We start from the raw sequence: 250 nt of genomic DNA, 5'->3' as shown, positions 1-250 counted from the left end.
ATAGGAAGCGTACTTTGATGCGTCCCCATTCATCGACATGGATTTCTTCTCCTGCAGGTCCCACCACTTTGGCGCGTTGCGGATGGGTGCTGGGTCGATGTTGTAAGGGGTTGTATTCGGGTACGGTTTTGATGTTGCGTCGTTGTAGGATGAGTTCGCTGGCTTGGCGTTCTTGATCCTTGTGGGTTGCTTGGTTGGTGTTTGTCTTGTGTTTTGGCGTCCATTGGCTGCGTTGTAGCAGTTGTTGGAC

At 51.6% G+C, this 250-nt stretch carries 1 protein-coding gene; it reads right to left on the bottom strand.

What is annotated here, in order from left to right; all coding sequences use genetic code 11:
* Positions 1–250 (bottom strand): hypothetical protein (locus AC1M9I_RS14710; protein ID WP_481611226.1); only part of this gene is annotated, 250 nt, incomplete at both ends.

The sequence above is a fragment of the Acinetobacter sp. ANC_7553 genome, from assembly GCF_056779895.1.
This window is presented reverse-complemented; position numbering and strand designations above follow the sequence as displayed.